At 68.8% G+C, this 24,667-nt stretch carries 22 protein-coding genes and 2 pseudogenes; 12 read left to right on the top strand and 12 right to left on the bottom strand.

Annotated features, from left to right (window positions below; translation table 11 throughout):
• Nucleotides 1–13 precede the first annotated feature (13 nt).
• From QX204_RS24045 to moaA, 3 genes are read right to left on the bottom strand one after another with little or no spacing between them, the layout of a single operon-like run.
• The gene (locus QX204_RS24045; RefSeq protein WP_301902497.1) at nt 14–376 is read right to left on the bottom strand and encodes an iron chaperone; all 363 of its coding nucleotides are present in this window, start codon (nt 374–376) and stop codon (nt 14–16) included.
• Nucleotides 377–382: 6 nt separating this feature from the next.
• Complete coding sequence (locus tag QX204_RS24050; protein WP_062983935.1) at nt 383–625, bottom strand: MoaD/ThiS family protein; 243 nt, start codon at nt 623–625, stop codon at nt 383–385.
• On the bottom strand, nt 618–1,676 hold the full coding sequence (gene moaA / locus QX204_RS24055) for a GTP 3',8-cyclase MoaA (RefSeq protein ID WP_301902499.1): 1,059 nt from the start codon (nt 1,674–1,676) through the stop codon (nt 618–620). The genes QX204_RS24050 and moaA overlap by 8 nt, the downstream gene beginning before the upstream one ends.
• A gap of 142 nt (nt 1,677–1,818) precedes the next feature.
• Here moaA and glp point away from each other — a divergent pair, with 142 nt between their 5' ends.
• From glp to QX204_RS24070, 3 genes are read left to right on the top strand one after another with little or no spacing between them, the layout of a single operon-like run.
• Nucleotides 1,819–3,024 carry a molybdopterin molybdotransferase MoeA gene (gene glp / locus QX204_RS24060; RefSeq protein WP_301902500.1) on the top strand — a complete coding sequence of 402 codons (1,206 nt, stop codon included), beginning with the start codon at nt 1,819–1,821 and terminating at the stop codon, nt 3,022–3,024.
• Nucleotides 3,021–4,091, top strand: coding sequence for a bifunctional molybdenum cofactor biosynthesis protein MoaC/MoaB (gene moaCB / locus QX204_RS24065; RefSeq protein WP_301902502.1), 1,071 nt, complete (start codon nt 3,021–3,023; stop codon nt 4,089–4,091). The genes glp and moaCB overlap by 4 nt, the downstream gene beginning before the upstream one ends.
• Nucleotides 4,084–4,515, top strand: a complete 432-nt coding sequence (locus QX204_RS24070) for a molybdenum cofactor biosynthesis protein MoaE (RefSeq protein ID WP_301902504.1) — start codon at nt 4,084–4,086, stop codon at nt 4,513–4,515. The genes moaCB and QX204_RS24070 overlap by 8 nt, the downstream gene beginning before the upstream one ends.
• Nucleotides 4,516–4,518: 3 nt before the next feature.
• Here QX204_RS24070 and QX204_RS24075 read toward each other — a convergent pair whose 3' ends face one another.
• From QX204_RS24075 to QX204_RS24085, 3 genes and pseudogenes are all read right to left on the bottom strand, one after another.
• Entirely contained in the window at nt 4,519–5,550 is a 1,032-nt protein-coding gene (locus tag QX204_RS24075) for a CobW family GTP-binding protein (protein WP_301902506.1), read from the bottom strand.
• 746 nt (nt 5,551–6,296) lie between these two features.
• Nucleotides 6,297–7,193, bottom strand: a pseudogene (locus QX204_RS24080) (N-acetylmuramoyl-L-alanine amidase); the annotation flags it as partial.
• A gap of 187 nt (nt 7,194–7,380) precedes the next feature.
• A complete protein-coding gene (locus QX204_RS24085; protein ID WP_301902508.1) occupies nt 7,381–7,917 on the bottom strand; it encodes a sigma-70 family RNA polymerase sigma factor in 537 nt (178 codons plus the stop codon).
• A gap of 228 nt (nt 7,918–8,145) precedes the next feature.
• Here QX204_RS24085 and QX204_RS24090 point away from each other — a divergent pair, with 228 nt between their 5' ends.
• Entirely contained in the window at nt 8,146–8,481 is a 336-nt protein-coding gene (locus tag QX204_RS24090) for an SUKH-4 family immunity protein (RefSeq protein WP_301902509.1), read from the top strand.
• A 223-nt stretch (nt 8,482–8,704) separates the two neighbouring features.
• A complete protein-coding gene (locus QX204_RS24095) occupies nt 8,705–9,673 on the top strand; it encodes a cation diffusion facilitator family transporter (RefSeq protein WP_301902511.1) in 969 nt (322 codons plus the stop codon).
• Between the two features lie 511 nt (nt 9,674–10,184).
• On the opposite strand, the gene QX204_RS24100 is transcribed toward QX204_RS24095, so the two are convergent.
• A complete protein-coding gene (locus QX204_RS24100) occupies nt 10,185–13,547 on the bottom strand; it encodes a WD40 repeat domain-containing protein (RefSeq protein WP_301902512.1) in 3,363 nt (1,120 codons plus the stop codon).
• 128 nt (nt 13,548–13,675) lie between these two features.
• Between QX204_RS24100 and QX204_RS24105 the strand changes: the two genes are divergently transcribed.
• The 4 genes from QX204_RS24105 (at nt 13,676) to QX204_RS24120 (ending at nt 16,561) form a co-directional block, all read left to right on the top strand.
• Nucleotides 13,676–14,143: an MTB12 C-terminal domain-containing protein gene (locus QX204_RS24105; protein WP_301902513.1), complete on the top strand. Its 468-nt coding sequence runs from the start codon at nt 13,676–13,678 to the stop codon at nt 14,141–14,143.
• 218 nt (nt 14,144–14,361) lie between these two features.
• On the top strand, nt 14,362–15,012 hold the full coding sequence (locus QX204_RS24110) for a hypothetical protein (protein WP_301902514.1): 651 nt from the start codon (nt 14,362–14,364) through the stop codon (nt 15,010–15,012).
• Entirely contained in the window at nt 15,012–15,683 is a 672-nt protein-coding gene (locus QX204_RS24115) for a hypothetical protein (protein ID WP_301902515.1), read from the top strand. The genes QX204_RS24110 and QX204_RS24115 overlap by 1 nt, the downstream gene beginning before the upstream one ends.
• A gap of 314 nt (nt 15,684–15,997) precedes the next feature.
• Nucleotides 15,998–16,561, top strand: coding sequence for a hypothetical protein (locus tag QX204_RS24120; protein ID WP_301902516.1), 564 nt, complete (start codon nt 15,998–16,000; stop codon nt 16,559–16,561).
• Nucleotides 16,562–16,752: 191 nt separating this feature from the next.
• Here the strand turns inward: QX204_RS24120 and QX204_RS24125 are convergent, their stop codons facing one another.
• On the bottom strand, nt 16,753–18,123 hold the full coding sequence (locus QX204_RS24125; RefSeq protein ID WP_301902517.1) for a lipase family protein: 1,371 nt from the start codon (nt 18,121–18,123) through the stop codon (nt 16,753–16,755).
• Entirely contained in the window at nt 18,120–19,268 is a 1,149-nt protein-coding gene (locus QX204_RS24130; protein ID WP_301902518.1) for an esterase/lipase family protein, read from the bottom strand. Before QX204_RS24130 ends, QX204_RS24125 begins: the two co-directional genes overlap by 4 nt.
• 192 nt (nt 19,269–19,460) lie before the next feature.
• Between QX204_RS24130 and QX204_RS24135 the strand changes: the two genes are divergently transcribed.
• Complete coding sequence (locus QX204_RS24135) at nt 19,461–20,735, top strand: PucR family transcriptional regulator (protein WP_301902520.1); 1,275 nt, start codon at nt 19,461–19,463, stop codon at nt 20,733–20,735.
• A gap of 43 nt (nt 20,736–20,778) precedes the next feature.
• On the opposite strand, the pseudogene QX204_RS24140 reads toward QX204_RS24135, so the two are convergent.
• Nucleotides 20,779–21,105 (bottom strand): annotated as a pseudogene (locus QX204_RS24140) (transglycosylase family protein); the annotation flags it as partial.
• A 396-nt stretch (nt 21,106–21,501) separates the two neighbouring features.
• Between QX204_RS24140 and QX204_RS24145 the strand changes: the two are divergent.
• Complete coding sequence (locus QX204_RS24145; RefSeq protein WP_301902523.1) at nt 21,502–21,996, top strand: DM13 domain-containing protein; 495 nt, start codon at nt 21,502–21,504, stop codon at nt 21,994–21,996.
• Between the two features lie 15 nt (nt 21,997–22,011).
• On the opposite strand, the gene QX204_RS24150 is transcribed toward QX204_RS24145, so the two are convergent.
• Together QX204_RS24150 and QX204_RS24155 are read right to left on the bottom strand one after the other, a co-directional pair.
• On the bottom strand, nt 22,012–22,644 hold the full coding sequence (locus QX204_RS24150; RefSeq protein WP_301902525.1) for a response regulator: 633 nt from the start codon (nt 22,642–22,644) through the stop codon (nt 22,012–22,014).
• Nucleotides 22,645–22,655: 11 nt separating this feature from the next.
• Nucleotides 22,656–23,840, bottom strand: a complete 1,185-nt coding sequence (locus QX204_RS24155) for a sensor histidine kinase (protein WP_301902527.1) — start codon at nt 23,838–23,840, stop codon at nt 22,656–22,658.
• 251 nt (nt 23,841–24,091) lie between these two features.
• Between QX204_RS24155 and QX204_RS24160 the strand changes: the two genes are divergently transcribed.
• Nucleotides 24,092–24,652, top strand: a complete 561-nt coding sequence (locus QX204_RS24160; protein WP_301902528.1) for a GlcG/HbpS family heme-binding protein — start codon at nt 24,092–24,094, stop codon at nt 24,650–24,652.
• Nucleotides 24,653–24,667: the final 15 nt, after the last annotated feature.

The following is a 24,667-nucleotide window of genomic DNA, read 5'->3' on the forward strand; positions in this document are numbered from 1 at the left end:
GGAACCCACTAGATCAGCAGATCGCCGCACCCTCACCGGATGCGGTGGCGCGCAACAGGTCCCGCACGAGGTCGTAGTCCGGTTCCTTGCGGAACCGCAGGCATCCCTTGCCCATGGCCTGGCTCGCGAGGCGGTCGGCGAACGCCGCACGGACGTCGGCGCGAAGCAGGTAGAACGAGATGTACTGCTTCTGACCGGCGAAGGCGACCTCGCCGATGCCGTCGCGCTCGTAGGTGGGCATGCCATAGGACATCACCTCGCTGAAGCCGGTCAGCTCCGCCAGGCACAGCTCGCGCAGCCTGGTCAGCGCCTCGCGCCGGTCGGCGGGGAGTTCGGCGAGGTAGGTCGCCACATCAGGGGCCTTGCTCTGGACCATGTGCGACTAGCCCCCGGCGAACGGGGGCAGGACGTCGACGCGGTCGCGGAGCATGGCCGACGGGTCGCGCGTGAGTTCGTCACCGATGAGGAAGGCGCAGACGCCGACCAGGCCGTCGACGTCGGAACCGTAAGTGGCGGCGAGAGTGGCGCGTAGGTCGGCGACGGTGGCGCCGTCGGGTAGGTCGAGGGATTCGGTGTTCTTGCCGACCGCGTCGGCGATGGCGGCGAAATAGCGGACCTCAACCACCGATGGCTCCCATCGTGCGTTCCGGGGGGACGAAACCGGCGGCGTCGATACCGTGACCGGCCCATTTCTGCCACATCGCGCCACGCCACAGCTGCGCGACCTCGTCATCGTCGGCGCCTGCCCGCAGCACGGACCGCACGTCGAACTCCTGGTCGCTGAACAGGCACGAGCGCAGCATGCCGTCGGCGGTGAGCCGGGTGCGGTCGCAGCTGTCGCAGAACTTGCGGGTGACCGTGGCGATGATGCCGACGGTCGCCGGTCCGCCGTCGACCAGCCATTTCTCGGCCGGAGCCGACGGGTCGGCGCGGGTGGTGGGGGTCAGGGTGAAGCGCTCGCCGAGGACGTCGAGGAGGTCGGCGGCGGTCACCATGTGATCGCGGGCCCACTCGTGGTCGGCGTCGAGGGGCATTTCCTCGATGAAGCGCAGCTCGCACTGTTCGGCCAGGCACCACGCGAGCAGGTCGGCCGCGCCCGCCAGATTCTGGCGCATCAGCACGGCGTTGACCTTCACCGGCGCCATGCCCGCGTCGCGGGCGGCCCGAATGCCGTTGAGTACCGATTCCAGGCGGTCGCGGCGGGTGAGGCGGGTGAAATCCTCCCGGTCGACGGTGTCGAGGGAGACGTTGACTCTGGTCAGGCCGGCCGCGGCGAGCTTGTGGATGCGGTGTTCGAGGCCGACGCCGTTGGTGGTCATGGCCAGCGGGGTGCCGGGCACCGCCGCGTGACAGCCCGCGATGATCTGTTCCAGCTCGCGACGCATCAGCGGTTCGCCGCCGGTGAACCGCACCTCCCGCACACCCAGCTCGCGCACGGCCAGCGACACCAGCCGCACGATCTCGTCGGCGGTGAGCAGTTCCTGGCGCGGAATCGGCGGCAGGCCCTCCTCCGGCATGCAATAGGTGCAGCGCAGCGAGCACTTCTCGGTGATGGACACGCGGAGGTCGCGGGCGATCCGGCCGAATCGGTCGACGAGGAACGGCGTCTCGGGCCTGCCGTCCAGGGACGGCAGCTCCGATCGCACGGCGGGTATCCCCATCTCGACCAGCGTCATCTCTACAGTATGACCCGTAAGGCCCGTCACATTCCCTGCGCCGGGCCGTTTCTTCGCGAACTCGTCAGCTCACCACAGCCGACCCTCCACCGTGAGCAACGCGACCCCGACCGGCCCCGACGGCGGAGATTAAGCTGGCAGCATGACTCCCCGGCCCGCTACCGCGTCGACACGCAGCGTCGACGAGTACCGCGACACCGTCGCCGCGCTGCTGGCCCCACTCGCCGACCGCCCCGATGAACAGGTGGCGGTGCCCGACGCGCTCGGCCGCACGCTGTCGGCCGATGTGGTGTCGCCGATCGACCTGCCGGTGTTCCGTAACTCGGCGATGGACGGATACGCGGTGCGCGCGGCCGATGTGGCTGTCACGCCGGTGACGCTGCCTGTTGTCGGCGTGGTGGCGGCGGGTAAGCCGGGCACCGACGCGCTGCCCGTCGGCTCGGCCGTGAAGGTGATGACCGGTGCGCCGCTGCCGCCCGGTGCCGACTGTGTGGTGCCGGTCGAGGATGTGCAGGCCGGTGACGGGCGAATCGTGGTCGAACGTGGACGTGGGCGCGGCGAATTCGTGCGCGAGGCGGGCACCGATGTGCGGACCGGTGAGCTCGTGGCGCGGGCGGGCACGGTGCTCGCCCCCCGGCATATCGCGGCACTGGCCGCGGTGGGCCTGCCTGCCGTGCCGGCGCTGAGTCGATTACGGGCGGTCTGCATCACGACCGGTGACGAACTCCGGCCCGCGGGCAGCGTGCTGGCGCCGGGACAGATCTACAACTCGAACGGCATCGCCCTGGCCGCGGCATTGCGGGCCGACGGTGTCGAGGTGGTCGAGGTCGCGCACAGCACCGACGACCCCGCGGTGTTCACCTCGGTGCTGAACGCCGCGACCGCCGCCGCCGACGTGGTCTTCACCTCCGGTGGCGTGTCCAAGGGCGACTTCGAGGTCGTCAAGGATGTGTTGGGTCCGCTCGGCGGGACTTTCGGCTCGGTCGCGGTGCAACCCGGCGGACCTCAGGGCTACACCGTGGTCGACGAGGTCCCCGTGCTCAGTTTCCCCGGCAATCCGGTGAGCACGATGGTGTCGTACGCGGTGTTCGCGCGCCCCGCCGTGCGCGCGCTGGCCGGACTGCCGGAACTCGTGAGCGGCGAAACGACCCTGCGCACGCCGCTGCGCTCCCCCGCCGGTCGTCGCCAATACCTGCGCGGCCTGTTGACCGAGGACGGGGTCGACGTGATCTCGGGGCCCGGCTCGCATCTCATCGCGGGGATGGCCTGGGCCGATGTGCTCGTCGACGTTCCCGCCGAGGTCACCTCGCTGGCCGCCGGTGTCCCTGTGCGAATCTTGACGCTATGAGCGAGTTGTCCCACGTCGACCGCGAGGGTCGTGCGCGCATGGTCGATGTCAGCGCGAAAGCCGACACCACCCGGATCGCTGTCGCCGCAGGCGAATTGCAGACCACCGCCGAGGTGATCGCGTTGGTGCGGGCCGAGGGCATGCCGAAGGCCGACGTGTTGTCGACTGCGCGGTTGGCCGGAATCGCCGGTGCGAAAAAGACTTCCGAGCTGATCCCGCTGTGTCATCAGCTGGCGCTGTCGTCGGTGAAGGTGGAGTTCGGGTTCACCGAGACGACCATCACCGTCGAGGCGACCGCCAAGACGAAGGGGCCGACCGGCGTCGAGATGGAAGCGCTGACGGCGGTGGCCGTGGCGGGGCTCACCTTGCACGACATGGTGAAGGCGGTGGATCCCGCGGCGGTGATGAACGGTGTCCGGCTGGTCACCAAAGAAGGTGGAAAGCACGGACATTGGGTGCGACCGGAGAGTCGGTCCGAGACCGGCGCACCGGCTCTCGACCGGTTGGCGCAGGTGAACGCGGGTGCGAGTGTCGAGCCCACGTTGCCGACACACACCGAAGCTTCGACGGAATCAGCTGACGCCCAGACTTTTTCGCGAACCGCCGTCGTGGTCGTCGCGTCGACCGGCACCGCGGCGGGAACCCGCACCGACACCACCGGTCCAGTCCTCGTCGATTGGCTGACCGCACAAGGGTTTTCGGTACGCGGGCCACTGGTCTACGCCGATGCCGAGATCGCCGCCGGGCTGGCCGACGCACTCAGCGCGGCGCCCGCGCTGGTGGTGACCACCGGTGGCACCGGCGCCTCCCCCACCGATGCGACGCCCGAGGCCACCCGCGCCGTGCTCGATCGAGAGCTGCCGGGTGTCGCCGATGCGATCCGGCAGCGTGGGACCGCGAAGTTCCCCCTGGCCGCACTGAGTCGCGGCGTCGCCGGGCTGGCCGGTCGCACCGTTGTCGTGAACCTGCCCGGTTCGCCCGGCGGGGTGAAGGACGGGATCGCGGTACTGGAACCGCTGTTGGATCATCTGCTCGCGCAAGTAGCCGGAGGCGGCAACCATGAGTGACTTCGGTGCCGTTCGGCTGGCGACCATCAGCGATCAGGACCTCGACCCCCTCACCGTCGAAAACGCTGTCGACGGACCGGAATTCGGCGCGGTGGTGGTGTTCACCGGCAAGGTGCGCAACCACGACGGCGGGCAGGCGGTGACGTCGCTGGAGTACTCCGCGCACCCCCAGGCCGAGCGCTTCCTCCACACGATCTGCGCGGAAGTGGCGCAGGCGAGCGGACTTCCGGTCGCGGCGACACATCGGATCGGGTCGCTCACGATCGGCGGGCTGGCGATCGTCGTGGCGGTGGCCGCGCCGCATCGGGCCGAGGCGTTCACGGTGTGCGCCCAGCTCGTGGATCGGATCAAGCACGAGGTGCCGATCTGGAAGCGGCAGTTGTTCGCCGACGGGCTGTCGGAGTGGGTCAACGCCTGCGGCTGACCGTCACTGCACGGTGTAACGCCACACGCCGAGCATCTCCTGCTCATCCAAGAGTGTCTCACCGTCGAAGACGGTGTCGTGCAAGCGTTTCAGCGCTCCGTCCGCGTCGAGCCCGGCGCCGATCAGCACCAGGTTCGAGACACGCTGCTCACCGCGCGCCCAGCTGCCGGGGGTGAAGACCACGTGCCTGCCGACCACGTGGACTTCGAACTTGCGTCGCTCGCCCGCAACCGCGAACGTCACATATCCCTTGGCGCGGAACAGACCTGGCGGCGGATCCTCCAGAAATCCCACCAGCGCACGGGGATTCAACGCGCGTTCACTCGTGAACGACACCGAGACGTAGTCGTCGTGGAGATGCCGGTGGTCGGGATCGTCGTGGTCGTGCTCGTGGAGCAAGGTGTCGAAACTCAGCTGCTCGGCCACCTTCGGGTGATCGGGCACCCGATCGTCGAACAGCAGGCCCGGATCGATTCGACCGTGCGTCGTCGCGTAGACCGGCACCTGCCCGACCCAGTCGGCCAACTGTGCGCGCAGACCGGCCAGCGCCTCGGCTACGACGCGGTCCGCCTTGTTCACCAGCACCAGATCCGCCATCCGCAGATGGGTCACCAGCTCCGGATGCTGCGCGCTGGTGGCGGCGAACTGCTCGGCATCGACCACTTCGACCAATCCGCCGTAGGCGATGCGCGGGTTCGGGTTGGCGATCACCATCCGGATCAGGTTGCGCGGCTCGGCCAGTCCGCTCGCCTCCACCACGATCACATCCACCGCACTGCGCGGTTGCGCCAGCTGCGCGAACAGATCGTCGAGTTCGGACACGTCCACCGCACAGCACACACACCCGTTGCCGAGCGACACCATCGCGTCGACCTGCCCCGCCACCAGCATCGCGTCGATGTTCACCGCGCCGAAATCGTTGACCACCACCCCGATCCGGGTTCCCCGATTGTTGCGCAGCAGGTAATTGAGCAGGGTCGTCTTCCCCGAACCGAGAAACCCAGCAACGATCACGACAGGAATCACCGCACCCATGGTGCCACCTGCCCGCGGCCACACAGCACGCCGCCCACCCCTGGATCAGGAGTGGGCGGCGTGGGTGCGTCGAACTGTCAGGACGGACCGAAAACCATACCCACCAGGGTGTACACCAGATTGATCAGCTGGCCGGGAATGGTCGATTCGTCCATGCCGAGGGCCTGGGCCAACGGCATGAGCAGCGTCATGACGGTGGTGATCGGGCCACCGAGGGCGCTCAGATCGAGCTCGGATTCTTCGGGCGTCGCCTCGGTTTTGGGTGTGGTGCCGCGCTTCTTGGGGGCGGGTGCGGCGGGCGCCTGGGGTGACGCGGTGCGGGGCGGGTCGCCGGGGGCGGCGGTGCGGACGGGCGCCACCGGAACCGGATCGGCGATCGGGGCTCGTGCGGGGATCGGTGCGGCGGTCGCGGGAGCATTGGCGTCGGCGGGGGCCGGATCCTCGGTCGGCGCCGTCTGATCGCTCGCGCCACCGGGCAGCGCGGGCGGATCAACCGGTGCCTGCTCGGGTGCGGGAACCTGCGCCGGCGCGACCGCGTGGGGCGCCGCTGTCGTCGAGGTCGGAGTCGGCGCCTCGGACTCCGGAGTCGACGCGGTGGTCCCTCCGGGCTTCTTCGAGGGCTGCGAGGAGTCAGCCGGGTCGGTGGCCCCATTCGTGCCCTCGGCGGGCGTTCCGGCACCGCCGGGCTCCTCGGCCGGGACGGCAGCGCCGTTTCGGTTCGCAGCCGGTGGCGGCGCGGGTGCGTCAGTGGTCGGCGCGGGGGTCTCGGTCGGGTCGGCAGCGGGTGCGCGCTTCGGTGTCTGGGTGGTGGTCGCGACCGGCACCCGCCCCGGGGCGGCGGCGTAGGCGGGGATCGGCTTGTTCAGCAGGAACCCGACGACGCCGGTCGCGATGGCGACCGCGTGCTCGAGCTGACCTTCGCGCGATTCCAGCCGAGCGGCATCGCCGGCATGGGCGCCGTTGCCCATCTCGACGAACACCAGCGGCACCTGCGTCAGCGCCGGGCCTGCCACGTCCTCGCGGGTCTGCAGGCCCCCTTTGACGCCCGCGTAGTTCGCGGGCGCGAAGCCTGCCGCCAGGTAGGCGTCACGGACCGCGCTCGACACGAGTCGCCCACCGCCGGACTGCGCCTTGTCGGCGATCGGGTCGGGGATGGGGAGCTGCGGCACGATGATGTGGAATCCGTGCTGGTCGGGGCCCGCGCTGTCGGCGTGAATGCTCACCGCCACATCGGCGCCGGACTGGTTGGCGGCGCGGGCGCGATCGTCGACGCAGCCGCCCCACCCGGTGTCGTCGGCACGACTCAGCACCACGTCGGCCCCCAGCGCCTCCAGGGACGCCCGCACGAGCTGGGCCACGTCCCAGTTGATGGTGTGCTCGGGGATGCCGTTGAGCGAGGTCATGCCGGTGGTCTGGCAGTCCTTGGTGCCGCCGCGGCCGTTGTCGACCTGGCGGCTCAGGTCCTCCGAATGCGCCGACCCCTGGTGACCGGGGTCGAGGAAGATCGTTTTACCGGCGAGCTGCGCGCTGGTCGCCGGTTCAGGAGCGGCGTGGGCGGTCACGGGGATCAAACCCGACAGCGACACCACCACCGCGGCGGAGACGGTAGAGCAGATTCCGGCCTTGATGATGTTTGGTTGCATGTTCGGTCGGTGCCCCGGGACCGGAGCACCCCTCCCTTCCCATTGGTAACACCTGGTAACACCAAACCCAGTGGTTCACTCTTGCAACGTTGGCAACCACAGGGCAAGCACAGTTACCGAAATGTAACTGGATGGAAGTACGAAAAGACGCTGGTCGGATGCCCAGATAAGCGCTCGGCGACGACCCTCAGGCAACTTCTGGCAATTGCCGCAGGGACCGCAACGCGTAGTGCACCCGGGTCTTCACGGTGCCGACCGGAACACCGAAATCCGCGGCGACCTCCCGGTACCCACGGTCGTGCAGAATCACCTCGGTCACCGCCGCGCGCTGCGGTTCCGGGAGCCTGGCCAGCAGTTCATCGACGAGCAGACCGTCGACCAGTCCGTCGGCGAAATCCGGTCCGCCACAGACCGATACCTCGGTGATGTCATCCCAGCCCACATCACCGGGCCGAATCGCTCTGGCCCGCAGGATGTCGATGATGACGTTGCGTTCGATCGCCAGCAGCCAGGTGCGCACGCTGCCTTTGCGATCGTCGAAGTCCTGACAGGACCGCCAGCCGCGCAGCAGGGTCTCCTGCACCGCGTGCTCGGCCAGGCCCGCATCACCGAGGCTGCGCACAGCCCGCCAGTGCAGCAGACCGCGATCGGTGGCGAGCACCTCGGTCAGCCCGTCCCTGGTACACAGGCGCGCGCAGTGCGCACCGCAGGAGTTGTCCTTCATATGGGGATATCGCAGTGGACCGCGTAGATGACAACGCCGCGCGTTAAGCGACTCTTCAGGATCCTGCTGGGCCGGTACCGGAAAGTAGTTCTCGCGAGCCCGGCAGGGCCTTCTCCAGGAGGGGGGAGCAGGGACGCCGGGCTCGCTCTATTTCCGGGCTCGCGGATTCGAGCGAAGTCGAGCACGATCGCACCAGGGCGACGACAATCGCCACGAGGAGCGAACAACGTGGACATCCATGCATTTCCGACCGACGCGCACACGCCGGTCGACCGAGCCGAGGCCACCCGCCTCGCGGCCGAACACCTCCCCGCCGAGCAACCGGGACACGATCGGCAGATCGTCGAATTCGCCGACGGCTTCACCATTTTCGCGATCGACCCGTTGCACGCGCCCCCGGATCGGCCGATCCCGATCGGCGGCTCGGTGTACGTCATCGACAAGGCGACCGGGGCGGTGTCGTTCTGGCCGACCTACCCGTCCGGCGTGGTCGCCGAGCACTACGCGATGCTCCTGGCGGCAGGCAAGTTGGTCGTCGCCGATACCTGGCCCGATCAGGACTGATCGACAGATTCACGCGGGCTCCGGCCGGGCGACGCAGGGCAGCGAGTCCGCCCGGGAGCGGTTCGGCGCGCATCACCGCGCCCGTCCGTTCAGGCATAAGCTGGAATTCGACGCGGCAACATTCGGTGACCAGCGACGATCACCCCTGACCAAGAACGAATTGCATACATAGCGATGTGTGCATATGATTGCGACCGATCGAACCGCAGAAGAGGGGAACGTGATGGGCGCAGGGCACGGGCACGACCACGGGGTATCGGCCGACAGCGATCGACGCTGGCTGGCCGGCGCGCTGGCGGTGATCGTCACCTTCTTGATCGGCGAGGTGATCGTCGGCATCATCGCCGATTCGCTCGCCCTGCTCTCCGATGCGGCGCACATGACCACCGATGCCGCCTCGATCGCGCTGGCGCTGTGGGCCATTCGGCTCGCGGCGCGACCGGCGAGCGGGCGGATGACATTCGGCTGGAAGCGGGCCGAGATCCTGTCGGCACAGGCCAACGGGCTGACGCTGCTGCTACTGGCCCTCTGGCTCGGCTACGAGGCGATCCGCCGACTGTTCGAGCCGCCGGAGGTGCACGGCTGGCTGGTGCTGATCACCGCGTTGATCGGCATCGTCGTGAACGTGCTCGCCACCTGGATGATCAGCCGCGCCGATCGCACCAGCCTCAATGTCGAAGGCGCCTACCAGCACATCCTCAACGACCTGTTCGCGTTCATCGCCACCGCCGTCGCCGGTCTGATCATTATCCTCACCGGCTGGGTCCAGGCCGACGTGGTCGCCACGCTGATCGTGGTGGCGCTGATGATCAAGGCCGGAATCGGCCTGATCAAGGCGTCGAGCCGGATCTTCCTCGAGGCCGCGCCCGAGAACCTCGACCCGGCGCGGATCGGCCGCGACATGGCCGCGCGCGACGGCGTCACCGAGGTACACGACCTGCACATCTGGGAAATCACCTCCGGCTCCCCCGCCCTGTCGGCCCATGTTCTCGTGCAGCCCGGCCGCGATTGCCACGCGGTCCGCGAGGACATCGCGCACATGCTCGACCACGACCACCACATCGAGCACGTCACCCTGCAGGTCGACCATGCCAGCCCGAAACTCCTCGCCATCGGCAACCGTGACTCCCACCCGTGCGCCGACTCGCACGGCCCGAAGCACGTGCCCGAACGGGCCCCCCACATCCACTGACGAGGGAAGGCCCCACACCGTCGGGTGCGGGGCCTTCTCGTCGGTCACGCGCTAGCGAGGACCAGGTCGTTTCATCGACCTATGGGGCTGTATCAGCCGCCGAAGGAACCGGTCCACAGGGTGTCGACCAGCCCGTTGAGCGCGGCGCCGAGGGTGTTGAAGAGGCCACCGAGGGCAGCGCTACCGGTGTCGATGATAACGGGGATCATAGTAATTCCTCTGTTTCTCGCATAGGCCCAGCCGGAGCTGGCTTACGAATGGCATATCGACGCCCGAAGATTACGGGTTACGGATTTCTCGATTTAGTGACACTGGTAACAGTTCGGCCACGACACCGCCCCCAGCTGGCATTTTCGCGCGATACCCACCGTTTCTCAATTAATTCTGAGAACTCTATGAGAATCGTATTGCGGTATCTGATAAGGCCACATTTCTATTGCCCCAAAAAATAGGGGCACCGCTACATACCGTCACATATAAACGCGAGAACCGCCGGTGGAGCGGTAATGGATCAGCGTTCCGGGCAGGGGTTCACGTAGGCGTGGCCGGGAAGGGCGCCTGTCCATTCCTCGCGGGTGATCGGGGTGGTGCCGCTGGCGCAGATCCGGTCGGCCTCGGCGGCGGCGTCGGTGCGCCATCGACGCAGGGTGCCGTCGACGGCGGATTCGGTGAGGACGGCCCCATCTGCCGCGAAGGCCAGCATCGTGGGCTGACGGTGGCGTTGGCCGCGAGTGATCGTGGCGTACGCGGTGGGGTTCGCGGGGTCGCTGTAGTCCCAGAGCAGAATGGTGCCGCTGAGGATGTCGTCGACGGCGAGTCGGGTTCCGCCCGGATCGAAGGCCACCGAGCCCGCCGAGCCGTTGGCGCCGACCGGGACGGTGAGGCCGCGCGGCGGACGACCCGGCTTGCCGATCTCGTAGACGAACGCGCCGGTGAGAGTGCCGACCGCGAGGGTGTCGCGCGAGCTCAGGGCCAGCGACATGGTCTGGCCCGGGGTTCGCAGGTCGGACAGTTCCGCGATCGTCGGCGCGGCGGGGGTGGTGGCGAAGACGCTGACGTTGCCGGTGCGGTGGCTGCCGACGGCGAGCATGCTGCCGTCCGGACTGAAGGCGAGCGAGGTCGGGTAGCCGCGGCCGAATCGGATACTCGTCAGCAACCGGGGCTCGTCGGAGACATCGAAGATATCGACGGTCTGGGTCATGCTGCGACCGATGGCCAAGGTGCCGTCAGGGCTGAACGTGATGGCGCGGATGTCGACGCCTGCCGCGCTGAGCGGCGCGCCGACGCGGCGCGGAGTCACCGGGTCGGCGATGTCCCACACCTGGATCGTGGATTCGGTCCTGGTCACCGCCCGTATCCCGCCCGGGGCGATCGCGACGACGTCGATCAGGCCGGCGGGGTCGCCGTCGAGCAATGTTCGATCGGTGGCGAAGGGCGTTCTGGCCAGCATTCGCAGGTGCGGGAACAGCTCCTGTGACAGGACTGGCTGGTCGAGCGGAAATCGGAACAGCGTCAGCGAGCTGGTCGACACGACCGGACCCGGCAGTGCGAAAACGTGCACCGCATGGTCGAAACTCGTTGTCACCAGCGATCTTCCACCGCGCAGGAAGCGCGCGCGAGCGACCATATCGATCGGGAGCGTGACCAGCTCCACGCCGGTGTCCAGGTCGCGGATGCGGGCCCGGGAGTCACCGCCGACGATCACCGCCGATCGACCGTCCTCGGTCAGCGACACGTCGAGGTATTCGTTGGCGCCCCGCATTACCGCCGGCATCGGCTCGAAGGTGCTCGCGCCGACTCGCCAGCGCGCGACCTCACCCGGATTGAGAGCGACGGCCAGCACGGTGCCGTCGCCGGTGAACTCGACCGACCTCGCCTCCGCGCCGCCGGGGCGTTCGAGGCGCCGGTCGAACACCGGCGTCTGATCGCGGTCGAGGGTCTCGGCGTTCCAGCCGCGCACCGTGGTCGTCCAGACTCCGCCGAACAACGACGGTACCGCCGCGACCAGCGTGTGATCACTCAGGGCGACCTCCGCACGCTGACCCGAGACCGACTGCGTCGGCAGGGCGACCGGGTGCGCGGGATCGTCGCCGAGTCGCCAGGTCGACACCGTCGCACTGTGGGTGCCGATGGCGACGAACTCGAGGTCGGGACTCAGCGCGACCGACGAGGGCAACCGGCCGGCGAGGGGGAACTGGGTCACCGGGCGCGGTGCGCCGGGGTCGGCGATATTCCACAACGCCGATCGCAGATCGCCGGCGACCACCAACCATTCGTGGTTCGCGCTGATCGCGATGCCGCGGATGTGGCCGCTGTCGGTGGCGAACCGTGGCCAGCGGTCGACGCCGGACTCGGTGACCCGCACCAATTCCACGGAACCGTCGCCTTCGCCGATCGCGATCACCTCGCCCTGCGGAGTGGTCGCGATGCGCGGTGCGTCGGGATCGAAGACCACCCCGCGGCCGAGCACGACACCCGGGCTGATCCGGATGGGCGCGTTCGTCGCGGTGTTCTCCAACAGTGCCGATCGCGCTTCCTCGGTCGGCGCGGTTCGATAGGCGGCGAGCGCGATCTGTTGGGACAGTGCGGGATTGAGGTTGCCACCGCCGCGCGCGACGCCGGCGAACAGGCGCGAATTCGATTCCGCGCGCGCGGCCGCGTTCTCGATGCGCAGCTGGACCAGCTCGGTCACCGACCCCACCGCCAGCAGCACGGCCAGCCCGGCCGCCACGGAAACCATCCACAGCGCGAGGTTGGCCCGGGTGCGGGTCCTCGCGATCGCCTCGGACACCGTGCGGGCGGCCGAGATGCGGTCGGCGTAGTTCTGTGGGGCCTCGTCGGCGGCTGCCCGGTAGGCCTCGGACGCGACCACTACGCGAAGCGACGAGCGTTGCGCGGCAGTCAGTTTGCCCGCGTAGCCGCCGACGGCCGTCAGGTTCGTGCCGGACAGCCCGGCGGTGACCGCGCACTCGGGGTCGAGCCGGCGGGGCCGCAGGCGACGCAGCAGCGCGTGCCGCGGCGCGAGGTCGTCGAGGGCGACCGCGAACGCCGCGCCCATCGACGCGCCGTTGATGTCGTTGGCCGGCGTGCTGCCGTGGGTCGAGACCGACCACCGCACACACGCGTCGGTACCCGCCAGTCTGCTGATTCGCCAGGCTCTTTCGAGGCTGTCGGTGAACTCGCGATCGGCCTGCAGGAAACCCATCCGCGCCGGGTCGGGATGCAGGCCGCTCGGTCCGCCACGAACCTGGTCGAGGCGCAGCACGCCCACCTCACCACCACCGCCGAAATTCAGGAACAGCACACTGATCCGGCTGCTGCGCACGACCGGAAGGGTGTGCCCGGCCAGCTCGAGCGCGGCCATGATGGCGTACCCGCGCCCCGCCCGACCGCCCTGCCCGAGCAGATGTCGCACGATCTCGCCGAGCGGGGCATTCGCGCTGGTGATCGGAATACCCGCGGGCAGCAGCTGGGTGCCGACCGAGATCAACCCGGCGCGTTCGGCGTGATCGAGGAAGGCCTCGCACGCGTCGTCGATGTCGATCGAACCGGTCAGCGCCTGCGCCAGCACCGCCATCGCCCGGGCCGCCGACAGATCCGCGGTGATCCTGCGGTCCTGCGCGTCGGGATCCTCGGACTCCTCCTCGAGCAGATCCTCGTCCGCCGCGAGATTCTTCCACCGGGCCAGCGACTGCCGTGCCAGCACACCGGTCTCCCGCCGATGCTCCAGTAGCCGGCGCGCGGCATCGGGTCCGGCGGCGACGGCATCGCGACACAGAGCCAGCCACCGTTGCGGCGCACCGGTCAGCTCGATCAGCACCGCGTCGTCGGTCGACAGCGCGCCCGCCGACCGATCCGTCGATTCGACCGCCATGTCTCCCCCGTCTCCCCGCCGGGCATCACCCGACCCTTCCGAGAATGCCCCGATACGATTGAATTCCAGCACACCATCGATCGACCCGAGGGACCACGTTGCCGAGACGACACAGCGCCGGACGCACCATGACCGTCGCCGCCCTGCTCGCCGTGACCGCGGTATCGGCGAGCTGTTCGGCCGCCGAGGACGCCACCACCGAGCCGGCAAGAGTCGTAGCGCACGAGATCTCCGCGCCGCCGCCGCTACCGGGTGCCGACGAAGTCGGGGCACTGATGCAGCGGCTGCTCGATCCGGCGGTGTCCAACGCCGAGAAGCTCGAACTCATCCAGGGCATCGAGAGCGACCCCGAGCTGCCGAACCGAGTCGCCGACGCCCCTCGACAGGGCGGCGCCACCATCGCGATCACCATCGCGGGCACCAGAACCGCACCTCCCGGCATGCTCGCCGACGGTACCGCGTCGATCAACGGCAGTCCGCCGTACCCGCTGATCGTCAACTTCGTCGCCGAGGGCGGGAAGTGGAAGGTCGAAAAGGCCTGGTATTGCCAGATCGCGTTCTCGTTCATGGTCGCCTCCCCTGCCTGCCCGGCCTGATCGCGCGGGTCTGGCGACGGCGCCGCGAACCGCTCGGGGCGGCAACCGCATCTGTGTAGGAGCCGATCGACCCGACAGGAGGCTCCGCGATGGGACATGTTCGATCCCACACCGCACTCCGATGTCTCCCGTCGGCTCGGCCTGCGGCGCAGGTAGCATCGACGGCGACGAGAAAACGAGCCGTGGTGTGCCCGTCGCCGGCCGAGTGGGGGTGTCAGTTGAGTTCTGAGCCCATGGACCAGTGGCTCGGCGCCGCGTGGAGCGAGGTCCCCGAACGCCTGCGTCCCGCGGTCGTCGACCACATCTTCGGCGCCGATCTGGTCACCATGTCGAGCTATGCGGCGACCAAGGCCCGCTACGTCCTGGACCGGCTCGACCCGGATATGCGCAGCGACTTCGAAGATGTCGCCCAGGACACGATGGTCGAGCTCACCGCGACGCTGCCCACCGAGCGGATCCGGCACTGGAAAGCGTTGGTACTCAAGAAGCTTCAGTGGCAGGTGCTGCAGTACCGGCGCAGTCGCACAGCCGAGAAACGCCACCCGGGTCACCGGGTCGACTACGAGTCGACCGTGCTGGTACTCGAGGATCATCGACACGGCGATGCCGAGAACCGGCTCGCCGACCGCGTGATCCTGCGGGACGCGCTGGACTCGATCGCGCACGCGGAGACCGCGGCCGTGCTCCGGGCGACCTTCGTGATCGCCACGGACGGCAGCTATTCCGACGTGCAGACCACCGGTGAGGTGGCCCGAGACCTGCAGTTCAGCCAGGAGAAGGTCAAGCGTTTACGCGCGGCGGGCGCCAAGTTGCTGCGTGCGGCAGTGCGCGCGCAACTCGACGCCCGGGACAACGAGGAGACATCCTGATGGCGGATCATGACGCGGACCGCCTGAGTCTGCCGGTCGATATCGATGTGCTGATCGCCTTCGCCGAGGCCGACAGCCCGGATTTCGACGCGGAGTCGGCCGCCGCCGGAGCACGGATCGCGGCGCGACTGTTACGCGGCGAGGCGGGCGGTTCGGCCGCCGTCGGCGACCTCGACGCGCGCCGTACCGTGATGGCGGTGCCGGGCTGGACCGTGCAACCGCTGGCCGCGTCATCCGAGGGTGAGACGACGGCGACCCGCGCGGTACAGAAACAGCTCGACCGGGAGTTGGGGATCGAGTTCACCCGCTCACCCGCGGGTGCGGAGCAGACGCGAATCTCGGTGCACTCGTTCGGCGCTCGGGCCGCGGCGGGCGACATCGTGCGAGTGGCGGTGAGCCTCGGTGACGAGCGCACCGAACTGCTCGTCGTCCTCTACGCCGATGCCGACGGCACGCTCACCGGTCAGGTCGTCACCAGGGCGCTCACCATGTCCGAGGATCTCGAGATCTCGCTGCTGCCGGGTGCCGCGCTCGGCAGCACGCATACATCGGCGGTCACCGACGCGGTGCGCTGCTCGCTCACGGCCGGGCGCAACGCGTGGCGCAGGGTGGCCAAGGGCCTGCCCGCCGACGATCCGGTGCGGGCGGCGATCGTCGCCGGCTTGAGCTGATCGTCGCTGTCGCGGCACGGATTACGAACCCGATTACCGGAAACGTTCGTCCGGCAATCGGGTTCGGATGCGCCCTGGGAGGGCGCACCACCGACCCGCGTGGAACCCCCCTGCGGCTCCACTCGGCGCGTGGTGGCGCGGCCGTCACCCCCAGGGGCAGCAGTACTTCACCGACGCCGCCACGGTGCTGCGGCGACGTCGGTGAAACCCCTCACCGACACTGATGCCGTACGACAGACGATCGGTTCGCGGCGAACCGCTGTCGGTGCGTGGCGCATCTATGTTCTCGACGACCGGTAGTGAGGAACGCGGGGATGACACCTTCGAGAAGCGATGCGGCCCGGCGGCTCACTGTCGCCGCGGCGATGGTGTTCCAGGTGAGCGCGCATGCCAGGACGGGGTTGCGGACTACGGCCGAGTCTTTCGAAGCCCAGGCCCGATTGCTGCTCGCCGATGGTGAGGCGAAGCATCACGACAGCGTGCGCGATGCCTGTGCCAGGGCCGAGGAGCTCGCCGCGACCGCCGAGGCCGAAACGGCTCGGCGACAACGCGACAGCGAGGTCGACGCGGCGGATCGGCGACGGCACTCCCTGATCGCCGCCATCGCCCGTCACCGGCTCGACGAGGACGCCCGCAACCGCCGCCGCGCCGCGTCGATCGACAAGCAGGAGCGGGCCGCCGAACGCATGCTGATCGAGGCGGACCGCGGCGACCTGTGCGCCCACCGGCCGACCGTGACGTCGCCCGCCGGTGTGACGGTCGACGAGCTGGTGGCCGCACAGGAATTGGCCGTGCACGAGCTGCGACGCCGCCTCGACGTCTACCTCGCGGCGGTCGAAGCGCACCCCGAAGACGACCGATACGTGGCGGACCTGTGAGCTCGACCGACGAGTTCAATACCGACAACGGAACGCGATGCGACACTGTCGAATTCGTCCTCGACAGCGCGCCGGCGTGTGGCGCCACTCAGCTCACCGCCGTGGTGGAAGCGGTGATCCCGACCCTGCCGACATCTACCACTGCCGTGGCACCACGACCGATCACCCACCTCCGCGAGAGCACGGATTCATCACCGAACGGCGATCGAGGCATCATCGACAACGTGCGAACGTTCGGAATCGCCGCCACCCAAGCGGGGTCGTTCGGGTGAGGCACCCGCCTCCGTCCCGCCGATCGGCAATCCGCCGAGCATGCACAGCACCGTCCGCACGAACGCGAGATGGGTACGCAGGGCTCGCGGCGAACGTGCGACGGAGGCGACTGTGCACGTCCCGGTCGGCGCGGGATCGCCGGCGAATCTGTCGGTGAGCCAGTCGAGAATCGCCGGCACGATGAGGAATTCCAGTGGCAGGTGCGAGCCGCGGCGCACGCGCAGATAACGCACCGTCGCCCCGGCCTGCTGATAGCGGCGCACGTGCGCGTCGATATCGGCCACCGCGATCACCTCGTCGTTCACCCCCTGAACGATGAGCAGCGGTGCCGCGGGCGCGCGAGTGCCGGGTTCGATGTCGGCGAGGATGCGGCGCAGGACGGGTTCGGCGAGCAACTCCGCCATGCCGCCGCGCAGATGCCCGGTGACATCGCGACGCGCGAACCGCAGCAACAGCGCGAAGGTGCTGCGCTGCTCGGCTTCACCGAGCAGACCTCGGTACCGCGCGTCGAGGTGATCGTGCAGCACCGCACCGAGTTCGGGATAGGCCTGCCGCAATCCCGCGATGAACGCGGCGGGGAACCCGGCGAACCACCCGCCGTTGAGACGCTCGAAGGCGGCGGCCGGGTCACCCACCGGTGAACCCGCCGCCGCACCGACGATATTCAGCTCCGGCGCGTACTCGGCGGCCAGTTCCGCGGCCCACGCCGTGGCGAGCCCGCCGCCCGAATAGCCCCACAGGGCAACAGAAGTGGTCGGCGTCAACGCCATCGGGGCGAAGTCCAGGGCGGCCCGAATCCCGTCAAGCGCACGATATCCGGGCTCCCGCGCCGCCCCGAAGCGACCACCGAGGCCCTCGTGATCGGGCACCGACACCGCCCATCCCCGCTCCAACGCCATCGCGATGATCGGCAGCTCGAGCGGCGCGATCGAACCGATCGTCCACGCGCCCCGCCGCAACGCGTACGACGGAAAGCATTGCGGGGCAACGGCATCGATCGCGCATTGGAACGACACCAGCGGCCGGGGCCGTGCCGAAGCACCCCACGGCAGCAGCACCGTCGTCACCGAGACCTCCGGCGCACCGTCGAGATCGCAGGTGCGATACAGCAGTTGCCACGCGGTGATCCGCTGCCGGATCACCCCGAACAGCGCGAGCTCCACCGACCGCGACCGCACCACCGTCCCCGGCGCGAGCGCGGCGATGCCGAGTGGGGTGTCGTAGAACGGGTCGTCGGGCGGCAGCACGGGCGCGTCGCGCCCGGGAGCTGCCGGAGCGTCGACGGTCATAGGCTGCCGCCGCCGCCGAAGAACCAGGGGTTGAACGTACAGGCCAAGGTGGGACTGCCTTCCGGATCGAGAGCACGCAGCGCGATCGAGGTGGCGCGCGGCGAATACATCATGGTCAGGTGGTCGGAGACGTCCTGCTCGCAGCCGCTCTGCAGGGTGATGTTGTCGACGGTCGCCTCCGGCCCGGCCCGCAGGAAGCCGAGGTCGAGGGGGTTCATCACCTCGTCGTAGCGGGAACCGACGGCGGTGTAGGCGACGCCGGGCACCGTGTCACCGGTGGCGTTGAGGGTGGTGTAGAACGGTGACCCGATGGCCTGTTCGACATTGGCCGCGCCGATGATCGGCCGGTAGAAGCCCAGGATGTCGATGCCCGCGTTGTTGATCATGCGACCGAGCGTGGCTATCCCGAGCAGCGAGGTGCCGTGATGGGTGGCGCCGAAACTGACCAGCTTGCCGACCTTGCCCTGGCCGCCCTCGAACTTCAGATAGTGGTTCGCGATGGTGCCGCCCTGGGAATGGCCGACGATGTCGACCTGGTCCGACCCGGTCGCCGCGCGGACCCGCTCGATGAAGGCGGCGACCTGGCGCGAGGAGTCGGCCATCGGGCCGACCCCGTAGCGGCCCGGCAGCACGGCGCCGAGTCCGCCGGCCTCCAGCAACCCGGATTTGCCGAAGTTCAGGGCGAACACGCAGTACCCGGCCCTCGCCAGGTGTGGCGAGAGGTAGGAGAAGGTGTCGTAGGCGTTGAGCCAGGTGCCGTGCAGCAGCACCACCGGGCGCGGGTGCTGAGCCGAGGGCTTACAGTCCCAGCGGTTGGCGCCGGGCGGCGCCGCGTCGGGGTGGAGCAGGCCGTAGGCGAAGGCGGGCAGGTACGCCGACATCTCGGGACCCTCGCCCACGGCGTCGGAGGCGCGGCTGCCCGCCGAACCCGAACTGCTGCCGGAGGCGCTGCCGGTGTCGGCGATGGCGGTAGGGGTGCGGCCGTCGGCGGCGGGCACCGTGCCCGCGTTCACGTACTCGGCCAAGGAGGCGATCGTCGGCTCCAGCGCGGGATCCGCGGTGGCCGGGCCGGATGCCGCGGTCAACACCGCGGCGATGCCGATTCCGCACAGCGCGCGGCGAAGGGAATGCGTCGTTGCAATCATGGTTTCACTTCCGTAGATCCGCGTCGACGAGCAGGTAGCTCGGACGCGCTCTGCGAATCTATGACCCAGGACACAGTGATGTCACTGCACCGAGCAACGAGAAACTCTGGACGTGATTGGCGCGGGAGCCAAGTTCTGTTCGTTTTCGATCGGATGGTCCTGCACCGACCTGTCGTCGGACACAATCGAGGCATGCTCGCCGAACATCCCCTCTCCGAACTTCCCGCCCTGCCCGCGCTGACCGCACGTCTTCTGACGCGATGGCCACAGATTTCCGAGCGCATGCTCGCCGCCGGCCTCGGCGCCAACGCGCCCGCCGAACTCCCCGACGGCCACTTCACCGCCGAGGTTCTGCCGACCATCTACGCGTGCGGGCGGGCCGTACTCGAGGCGATCGGCGCCGACCGGGAGTTCACCTATGCCGAGGTCGCGGCGTTCGTCGCCCCGGTCGCCGAGCGCCACGCGGAGGACCGGCTGCCGTTGCCGATGCTGATCGGCGCGATCCACGGATCGGCGCAGTCGGTGTTCGCGGAGGCGCTGTCGCTGGCCCTGCCCACGGAGACCGCGGAGATGGCACGGGTCGGCAACCGCCTGCTCGACCTGCTGCGCCACATCAATATGACGGTCGTGGAGACCTATACCGAGGTCGAGCAGTCGATCTATCACGCCGAACGCGAGGCGCGCCGGGAACTGTGTTCGGCACTGGTACGCGGCCTGCCCGCCGAGGAACTCGCGGCCCGCGCCGACACGATCCTCGCCGACCGGTACACGGTGCTGGCGGTTCACCTGAGCGAGCCACCCCGCGTCGGCACCGCGGCCAACCTGGTGACCAGGCGACGGATCCGCGTGCTGCAACGCGCCTTGGACGAACTCACCGGCACCACCACCCCGGCCACCTTCGACGGCACCCACGGCATCGCGTTGCTCAGTCACAGTTCCGACACCGACATCCTCGACCCGGCGAAGTTCGACCAACTCGCCGACCGATTGCGCACACAGTTCGGCGTCCCGGTGTATCTGGCCGAATTCTCCGGCATCAGCCGCGACGCGATTCCGGCGGCGGCCGAGGACGCGACCGAACTGACCGAACTGGCGCGACTACGCGGCAAGCCCGGTGGCTGCTACCGACTCGACGATCTGCTGCTCGAATACCAACTCACCCGACCGGGTCCGGCCCGAGAACGCCTGGCGCAGCGGGTGATTCCGCTCCTGAGCAGTCCGCACCTGATCGACGCGCTGGAAGCGCATCTCGTCCACGGCGGCGACCGCAAAACGGCGTCACGATTGATTCACGTACACCCGAATACATTTACCTATCGACTGCGCAGGATTGCCGAGCTCACCGGCCTCGACCCGTCCGATCCCTCGGATTCACGCATGCTCGCCGCATCGCTCACGGTATATCGATTGGATTCTCCGGACAACGAAAAAACCCGCTATTCGACGTGTGCTTCGAATAGCGGGTAATTCGTTTCCCGACAAGGAAAGTCTTACTTGTCAGCGCTCTTTACAGGTAGGCGCTGCACACGGGCCAGGCGCCGGGTCCCTGCGCGGCCAGCACGTTCTCGGCCACGCGGATCTGCTCTTCACGGCTGGCGTTGTCGGCGGTGCCCGCGCCACCGTAGGCTTCCCAGGTGCTCTGCGAGAACTGCAGGCCGCCGTAGTAGCCGTTACCGGTGTTGATGTTCCAGTTGCCCGTGCTCTCGCACTGCGCCACGGCGTCCCAGTTGTTCGCCGAGGCGGTTGCGGTGGTCAGACCGGCCGGAACGGCGATCATCGCGCCGGCAACAGCGGCAAGACCAAGGGCACGGGTGGTGAACTTGCGATTCAAAGACATAAAGTATTTCCTGCCTGCGTCCACCGACTCGGTGATGAAAACTACCGCGTCCCTGCCCCTCAGTCATGTCGGGGATCCTCGAATCGCGGGGCAGGCTTTCCGGCGTTCTGCGATTCGATTCGGCTCGGGTTGTTGTTCAAGCCGTGATCGAATGTAGCTGGAATGCGCGCTGAGATCACGTACCGATCACGGGCGTGTTTGTAGCGGATATTGTCCAAAGGAACACTGTTCACCCCTGGTCGGCCGTAATAAATCCGTAATCACATTCTTGTCGTTATAGCGTCGTAATGTGACGGGGCTCATAGAGATTCCGAGACCCCGGTCACGTTTTCTTTCCGGCAATTCGGGCAGCACGCCCTGTCCTGGACGGAGGATGATGGGTGAAAAGGAGGCGTAATGAGCACTCGCCGGACCCTGTTCACCGTCATCGCCGTCGGCTTGGTCGCGGCCGTGACCGTGGGCCTCTACCTGTTCCAGCCGTGGCGGTTGTTCACCACGGTGACTGTCGACGAGGCGCCGATCGCCGCGGTGGACGGCGCGCCGCCGCCGGTGATCGCCGAGGGCGCCTTCCTCTCCCACGAGCACGAGACCTCCGGCACCGCGCAACTCCAGCGCACGGCAGAGGGCACCATCGTGCTGCGGATCGCCGACCTGAGCACCTCCGACGGGCCCGCCTTGCACGTCTGGCTCACCGATCAGCCGGTGATCGTCGACGACTGGCACAACTTCGACGACGGCAGCCACATCGACCTCGGCTCGCTGAAGGGAAACGAGGGCAGCCAGAACTACGAGCTGCCCGCGGGCACCGATCTGTCGACGGTGAAGTCGGTGAGTATCTGGTGCGAGCGCTTCCGTGTGTCCTTCGGCGCCGCCACCCTGGCGCCCCGCTGAGGACCACCCGCCCGCTCAGGCGAGCAAGCGACGCTCGGTGGCCACCGCGACCGCCGCCGCGCGGGTGTCGACGCCGAGTTTGTCGTAGATGCGGCCCAGATGGGTTTTCACCGTCGCCTCGCTGATGTGCAGCGCGCGGGCGATCTCCCGGTTGCCGAGGCCGTGGGCGAGTTGTCCGAGGATGTCACGCTCGCGGGCGGTGAGCGTGGGGCCGGGGTTGCGCATCTTGGCCATCATCTTGGCGGCGACCGGCGCGGACAGAGCGGTCTGCCCGCTCGCGGCGGCGTGAATAGCGGCGAACAGTTCCTCCGGCCGTTCGGCCTTGAGGAGGTAACCGGTCGCGCCCGCCTCGATCGCGCGGGTGATGTCGGCGTCGGTGTCGTAGGTGGTCAGCACGAGGACGTGCGGGGTCGGCGCGGGCTGGGCGGTGATCCGGCGGGTCGCTTCGACACCGTCCATGTCCTTGCCGAGCTGCAGATCCATCAGCACCACATCGGGGTGCAGACTCGCGGCCAGCGCGACCGCGGTCGGTCCGTCGGCGGCCTCCCCGATGACCTCGATATCGGGAGCGCTCGACAGCAGCGCGTGCAGTCCGGCGCGGACGACAGCGTGATCGTCGCAGATCAACAGGCGCACGGTGGTGGTCACAGGTGCCGATGTTAGTGCGGCGAGGTCGGGCCGGGGGCGAGCGGAACGGCCGCGGAGAGCACGGTGCCGTCGCCGGGCGCGGACTCCACGGTGCAGGTGCCGCCGAGTTGGCGAACTCGCGCCCGGATCGCGGGCAGACCATGGCCGCGATGCCGCGCGGGGTCGGCCTGTGCGTCGGGGTCGAAGCCGCGGCCGTCGTCGGCGACGTCGAGCACGATCTGATCGTCGAGGCTGGTCAGTGTGATCGTCGCGGTGGTGGCCGCCGCGTGTTCACGCACATTGGCCAGCGCGCCCTGGGCGATGCGCAGCAGGGTGGCCTCCACCCGCTGGGGTAACTGCCCCGGCGTTCCTTCTATATGGCAACGCACGGTCAGGGAGTCGCTCGTCTCCCGTTCGGCGAGTGCGGCCAGCGCGGCGGGCAGCGATCCGCCCACGGCGAGCTCAGCCGGGGCGAGGTCGTGGACGAACCGGCGTGCCTCGGTCAGGTCGCGTTCGGCGATGGCGGCTGCCGAGCGCAGATGCGTGTGCGCGAGATCCGGATCGCTGTCCCACACCAGGTCGGCCGCTTGGAGCAGCATGCGCTGGCTCGACAGCCCCTGGGCCAGGGTGTCGTGGATTTCCATGGCCAGCCGTTGCCGTTCGGCCAGGGTGCCCGCCCTGCGTTCGGTGGCCGCCAGTTCCTGCCTGGTCCGCACCAGGTCATCGATGAGCGCGGCCTGACGTTCGGCCTGACGGCGCATCCCGACGAACAGCGCCGTGGTCACCGCGGCCACCGCGGGCGGGGCGAGCACCAGATTCGGATCCAGCCATCCGGCGATGCGCACCTGACTCGACACCACCAAGACGGTGAGCGCCACGACCAGAATCACCGCCACTCGCTCCGACAGGATCCGCAGTCCCGTGTACACCAGCGGCACCGCGCACCAGGCGAAGCTCGGTGCGAGCACCACCAGCACCGACCAGGTGAGTACCAGCATCGCGAACCACACGAGTCGGCCGGACTGGCGTAGTTCACTGAGTGCGTACAGCACCGCCAGCATCAGGGAGAGGACCACGATCAGCGGCGTCGAGCGGGTCTCGCTGTGCCGGATGAGCCATCGCATCAACGAGGCGGCCAGCAGGACGTAGAAGGCACTGTGGACGATGACGGCAAGCAGTCGCGTGTCGTCCCGTTGGGCGCCGAGCAGCTGAGCCATGTCGTCCACCTGCGTCCATCGGCGGCTGTCGCCGCGGTTCTCGGCCGCGAACGTGCGCGGGCCTGGGCACACTCCGATTCTCCCCGGTGATCCCCCGCGGTGGGTCATCCGATCGGTTGACCCGAGTGTCGGCCGATCCGTCCCCGGAGTGCAGCCGGTACGCCGATTCGCGGAGACCGCTGCGCGAACAGGATGGATATCACCAGGCCACGGCAGACCGCCGGTCGGCCGAGATCCGCGCAGGAGCAGCCATGACCGCCAAGTCCACCACTCGCAATCGCCTCATCATCGCCGGCGCCACCGCCGGTGTCGTCGCCGCCGGTGTGGTCGGCGTCGTGACCGTCCAGGCGCAGGATCAGGACCCGGCGACCCGTACGCCCGTGGTCGTCGACGCCGCCGATGCCAACCTGGCCCAGTCCACCCACCTGTCGATCGCCGCCGCCACCAAGGCCGCGCAGACCGCCCTCGACGCCGCCGCGAAGGAGAACCAGCGCGTGAGCGTCGCGGTGGTCGACCGCAACGGCAATGTCATCGTCACCCTGCGCGGTGACGGCGCGGGCCCGCAGTCCTACGATGCCGCCCAGCAGAAGGCCTTCACCGCCGTCTCCTGGAACGCCCCCACCACCGAGCTGGCCAAGCGCCTCGAGTCGGCACCGCACCTGGCCGACATCGACGGCACCCTCTTCCTCGGTGGCGGCGCCCCGGTGAAGGCGAACAACTCCCCCATCGCGGGCATCGGCGTGGCAGGCGCCCCGAGCGGCGACCTCGACGAGAAGTTCGCCCAGGCGGGCGTCGCGTCGCTCGGCGGCTGATCAACCCCCGGCAGG

This window comes from Nocardia sp. PE-7 (genome assembly GCF_030486425.1).
Classification (GTDB): Bacteria; Actinomycetota; Actinomycetes; order Mycobacteriales; family Mycobacteriaceae; genus Nocardia; species Nocardia salmonicida_A.

Excerpts from the sequence above, each read along its gene's own strand:
- QX204_RS24045 (WP_301902497.1), bottom strand. The coding sequence starts at position 376 with ATGGTCCAGAGCAAGGCCCCTGATGTGGCGACCTACCTCGCCGAACTC.
- moaA (WP_301902499.1), bottom strand. The coding sequence starts at position 1,676 with ATGACGCTGGTCGAGATGGGGATACCCGCCGTGCGATCGGAGCTGCCG.
- glp (WP_301902500.1), top strand. The coding sequence starts at position 1,819 with ATGACTCCCCGGCCCGCTACCGCGTCGACACGCAGCGTCGACGAGTAC.
- moaCB (WP_301902502.1), top strand. The coding sequence starts at position 3,021 with ATGAGCGAGTTGTCCCACGTCGACCGCGAGGGTCGTGCGCGCATGGTC.
- QX204_RS24070 (WP_301902504.1), top strand. The coding sequence starts at position 4,084 with ATGAGTGACTTCGGTGCCGTTCGGCTGGCGACCATCAGCGATCAGGAC.
- QX204_RS24075 (WP_301902506.1), bottom strand. The coding sequence starts at position 5,550 with ATGGGTGCGGTGATTCCTGTCGTGATCGTTGCTGGGTTTCTCGGTTCG.
- QX204_RS24085 (WP_301902508.1), bottom strand. The coding sequence starts at position 7,917 with ATGAAGGACAACTCCTGCGGTGCGCACTGCGCGCGCCTGTGTACCAGG.
- QX204_RS24095 (WP_301902511.1), top strand. The coding sequence starts at position 8,705 with ATGGGCGCAGGGCACGGGCACGACCACGGGGTATCGGCCGACAGCGAT.
- QX204_RS24100 (WP_301902512.1), bottom strand. The coding sequence starts at position 13,547 with ATGGCGGTCGAATCGACGGATCGGTCGGCGGGCGCGCTGTCGACCGAC.
- QX204_RS24105 (WP_301902513.1), top strand. The coding sequence starts at position 13,676 with ATGACCGTCGCCGCCCTGCTCGCCGTGACCGCGGTATCGGCGAGCTGT.
- QX204_RS24115 (WP_301902515.1), top strand. The coding sequence starts at position 15,012 with ATGGCGGATCATGACGCGGACCGCCTGAGTCTGCCGGTCGATATCGAT.
- QX204_RS24120 (WP_301902516.1), top strand. The coding sequence starts at position 15,998 with ATGACACCTTCGAGAAGCGATGCGGCCCGGCGGCTCACTGTCGCCGCG.
- QX204_RS24125 (WP_301902517.1), bottom strand. The coding sequence starts at position 18,123 with ATGACCGTCGACGCTCCGGCAGCTCCCGGGCGCGACGCGCCCGTGCTG.
- QX204_RS24130 (WP_301902518.1), bottom strand. The coding sequence starts at position 19,268 with ATGATTGCAACGACGCATTCCCTTCGCCGCGCGCTGTGCGGAATCGGC.
- QX204_RS24135 (WP_301902520.1), top strand. The coding sequence starts at position 19,461 with ATGCTCGCCGAACATCCCCTCTCCGAACTTCCCGCCCTGCCCGCGCTG.
- QX204_RS24145 (WP_301902523.1), top strand. The coding sequence starts at position 21,502 with ATGAGCACTCGCCGGACCCTGTTCACCGTCATCGCCGTCGGCTTGGTC.
- QX204_RS24155 (WP_301902527.1), bottom strand. The coding sequence starts at position 23,840 with ATGGCTCAGCTGCTCGGCGCCCAACGGGACGACACGCGACTGCTTGCC.
- QX204_RS24160 (WP_301902528.1), top strand. The coding sequence starts at position 24,092 with ATGACCGCCAAGTCCACCACTCGCAATCGCCTCATCATCGCCGGCGCC.